The organism is Micrococcus sp. LASM2_SD2 (assembly GCF_057364565.1).
Genome location: NZ_JBNFOB010000243.1, coordinates 1 through 3,306 on the forward strand (window position 1 = coordinate 1; position 3,306 = coordinate 3,306).

A 3,306-nucleotide genomic window follows, 5' to 3' on the forward strand; every position below is an offset into this window, starting at 1 on the left:
GCGGCGGCCACGGCCGGTCGGCGAGCCGGCGCGCCAGGGTGGTGCGGGGCGTCGGCCACCATCTCCGCGTGGTCGAAGGCCATGGCGGGCAGGCGGTCCGCGGCGAACCAGCGCACGTTCCACCCCTCGCGGTCGGTGCCGCGCGTCAGGGCCCAATGGGCGAGCGTGAGCACCCGCCCGGTGGGGGAGCGGTCCACGGCGTCGAACACCGCCAGCTGCTCCAGGTGCGTGGGGGAGACGCCGACCGTCTCGGCGGCCACGGCCTCGGCGGTGTCCGCCACCTCCGCGTCCGCTTCGAGCCACCGCCCGGGCACGGCCCAGCGGTCCAGGTGCGGGGCGCGGGTGCGGGGCACGAGGGCGACGTAGAGGGCGGTGCGGCCGGCACGGTCCGCGCGCAGGCTGAACACGGCTGTGGATACGGCGGCGTGGATCGGCACTGGGCCGGCAGGAGCCGAGGCGGCGGTCATGGGCGTCCGCACCTCCTTCGTGGGTCCTTGGCGGGTCGCATGGAGAAGGTCAGTATGACCAGAAGAATCCAAGGCGATGTCTGTCAGCATGACGATAACCCATCATGGAGACCCGCCTGCCGCTACCCTGTTCCGGTGACCTCCGCAGACACCTCACGCACCGCAGACCCCGACGACGCCCCGCTCGCCTCCACCGTGATCGGCGAGGGGCCCCGCCGCGTCGCCTTCGTGCACGGCCTGATGGGCCGCGGCCGGAACTTCACCGGCATCGCCAACGCCCTGTCCGACCGCTTCACGGTCGAGATGATCGACATGCCTGACCACGGCCAGTCCCCGTGGACCGACGGCGTGGACTACCGCCGGATCGCGGACCGGATCGCCGACCACCTCCGCGCCGGTCTCGCCGCAGACGGGCCCGTGCACCTCGTGGGCCACTCCATGGGCGGCAAGGCCGTGATGGCCCTGGCCCTGCGCCACCCGGAGCTCGTGGACCGCCTCGTGGTGGTGGACATCTCCCCGCGCACGGCCGTGGCCGCCACGGACGAGTTCGTGCACCTGCTCGGGACCATGCAGGAGATGGACCTCGCCTCCTACCGGACCCGCTCGGACGCGGACGCCGCCATGGCCCAGAAGGTGCCGGACGAGCGTGTGCGCGGCTTCCTGCTGCAGAACCTGCGCCGGGACCACGGGCACTTCACCTGGCAGCCGAACGTCGACCTCCTCAAGCGGGACCTGCAGGTCATCGGCTCCTTCCCGGACCCGATGGTCGAGGACGACGCGGACCGCACCTTCGACCGCCCGGTCCTGTGGCTGGGCGGCGCCGACTCGGACTACATCCTCGACTCGGACGTGCCCCGCATGAAGGAGCTCTTCCCACGGGCCGTCCGCGTGATGATCCGCGACGCCGGCCACTGGGTCCACGCGGACCGTCCCGAGGCGTTCGTGGACGCGGTCGGCCACTTCCTCTCCCAGGACTGACACACCCCCGTCGCCCAGACCGGGGCGGGGGACGACGACGGCGCCCCCACCTCGAGGAGGTGGGGGCGCCGCCGTCGGGGCCGTACGGAGGCGGCGGGGAGGATCAGTGGGCGGCGTGGGCCTTCTGGTCCTTCTTGCCGAACATCCTGCCGGCCACGGTCACGATGCCGACGACCAGGCTGCCCCAGAGGAAGCCGACGATGGCCGAGCCGAGGGTGTCGGCGAGCCAGCCGACCACGGCACCGGCGGCGTGCACGATCGGCTCGGTGATGGAGTGCAGCAGGCCGTAGGGGGCGTGCCAGCCCAGGGCGTCCAGCTCGACGAGCACGATGTGGCCGCCGACCCAGAGCATCGCCACGGTGCCGATCAGGGTGATGACCTTGAGCACGTGCGGCATGGCCTTCACCAGGCCGGCACCGAAGCGGCGGCCGCCGTCCGTGCGGCCGTTGCGGAGCATGTGCAGACCGATGTCGTCCATCTTCACGATCAGCGCGACGGTCCCGTAGACGCCCACGGTGATGGCGATGGCGACGATGAAGAGGATGATCGCCTTCAGCCAGAAGCCCTGGTCCGCGACCTCGTTCATGGAGATGACCATGATCTCGCAGGACAGGATGAAGTCCGTGGTGATGGCGCCCTTGACCACCTTGTCCTCGGCGTCGGCGCCCTGCTCCACGGCGGGCTCGTCCTCGTGCTCCTCGTGGTGGCCCGTGATCTTGTGCCAGACCTTGTGGGCGCCCTCGTAGGCGAGGTAGGTGCCTCCGGCCAGCAGCAGCCAGGGCAGGATCCACGGAGCCAGCCAGGACAGCAGGAGCAGTGCCGGGAGGATGATGAGGATCTTGTTGCGCAGCGAGCCCTTGGTGATCCTCCAGATCATGGGCAGCTCGCGCTTGGGGTCCACGCCGGTGACATACTGCGGGGTCACGGCGGCGTCGTCGATGACCACGCCGGCGGCCTTGGCGCTCGCGCGTCCGACGCCGGCGGCCACGTCGTCCGTGCTGGCGGCCGCGAGGCGGGCGAGCCCGGCGGCTTCGCGGACTGGCTGCGCGAGCACACGGACGGCCACGGCGCGGACGTGATCCTGGACGTGGTCGGCGCCCCCTACCTCGCCCCGAACGTGGACGCGCTGGCCCCGGACGGACGCATCGTGGTGATCGCCGTGCAGGGCGGCCTCAAGGCCGAGTCCTTCAACCTCATGAAGCTCGTGGCCAAGCGCGGCTGGCTCACCGGCTCCACCCTCCGCGCCCGCACCCGCGCCGAGAAGGCCCACGTGGTGGCCGGCACCGCGAAGGCGGCCCTGCCGCTGGTGGCGCACGGCCGCGTGGAGCTCTCCGTGGACGCCACCTTCCCGCTGGAGGACGTGGTGGCCGCCCACGAGCACTTCGAGGGGCAGGACCGTGCCGGGCGCGTGGTGCTGGTGGTGGACGAGGCGCTTGCCGGCGTACCGGCCGCGGGGGAGTCCGCATGAGGCGCGGACCCTTCGCCCGCATGCGCCAGGCCCGCGCGGACGAGCGCGAGCTCGGCACGGGGCTGTGGCGCCGGGACCACGACCGCTTCGTCCGTGCCCTCGACCGCTGCTGGCAGGTGCTGCAGGAGGCCGAGGTCCGCTCCGAGCTGGGCGCGGACGAGCTGAACGGGGTGGTGCACGCGGCCAACGTGCTCTCGGAGGCGCTTCCGGAGGTCCGGGATCTCTGCGTCCGGATGCAGCGCGCGTACCCGGCCACGGAGGACCACCGTATCCCGTCGGCCGCCGCCGAGACGCACCGCGAGCTCTCCCGCGCCGCCCACGAGCTGGCGGCCACCGCGCAGGCGGTGGCCATGTTCCGGCTGCGGCAGAGCGGCTCGGACGCCGTGGGCCGGC

4 protein-coding genes and 1 pseudogene are annotated in these 3,306 nt (G+C 72.5%); 3 read left to right on the plus strand and 2 right to left on the minus strand.

Annotated elements, in window-relative coordinates; genetic code table 11:
* Positions 1-467: pseudogene (locus tag AC2W7A_RS10715) on the minus strand (hypothetical protein); the annotation flags it as partial.
* Positions 468-602: 135 nt separating this feature from the next.
* Here AC2W7A_RS10715 and AC2W7A_RS10720 point away from each other — a divergent pair.
* Positions 603-1,445 carry an alpha/beta fold hydrolase gene (locus tag AC2W7A_RS10720; protein WP_485991340.1) on the plus strand — a complete coding sequence of 281 codons (843 nt, stop codon included), beginning with the start codon at positions 603-605 and terminating at the stop codon, positions 1,443-1,445.
* A gap of 103 nt (positions 1,446-1,548) precedes the next feature.
* Here the strand turns inward: AC2W7A_RS10720 and AC2W7A_RS10725 are convergent, their stop codons facing one another.
* Positions 1,549-2,511, minus strand: coding sequence for a DUF808 domain-containing protein (locus tag AC2W7A_RS10725; RefSeq protein ID WP_485991341.1), 963 nt, complete (start codon positions 2,509-2,511; stop codon positions 1,549-1,551).
* Between the two features lie 9 nt (positions 2,512-2,520).
* Here AC2W7A_RS10725 and AC2W7A_RS10730 point away from each other — a divergent pair, with 9 nt between their 5' ends.
* Both AC2W7A_RS10730 and AC2W7A_RS10735 read left to right on the plus strand, forming a co-directional pair.
* Positions 2,521-2,913, plus strand: coding sequence for a zinc-binding dehydrogenase (locus tag AC2W7A_RS10730; RefSeq protein WP_485991342.1), 393 nt, complete (start codon positions 2,521-2,523; stop codon positions 2,911-2,913).
* Positions 2,910-3,306 (plus strand): hypothetical protein (locus AC2W7A_RS10735; RefSeq protein WP_485991343.1); only part of this gene is annotated, 397 nt, incomplete at its 3' end. The genes AC2W7A_RS10730 and AC2W7A_RS10735, both read left to right, overlap by 4 nt.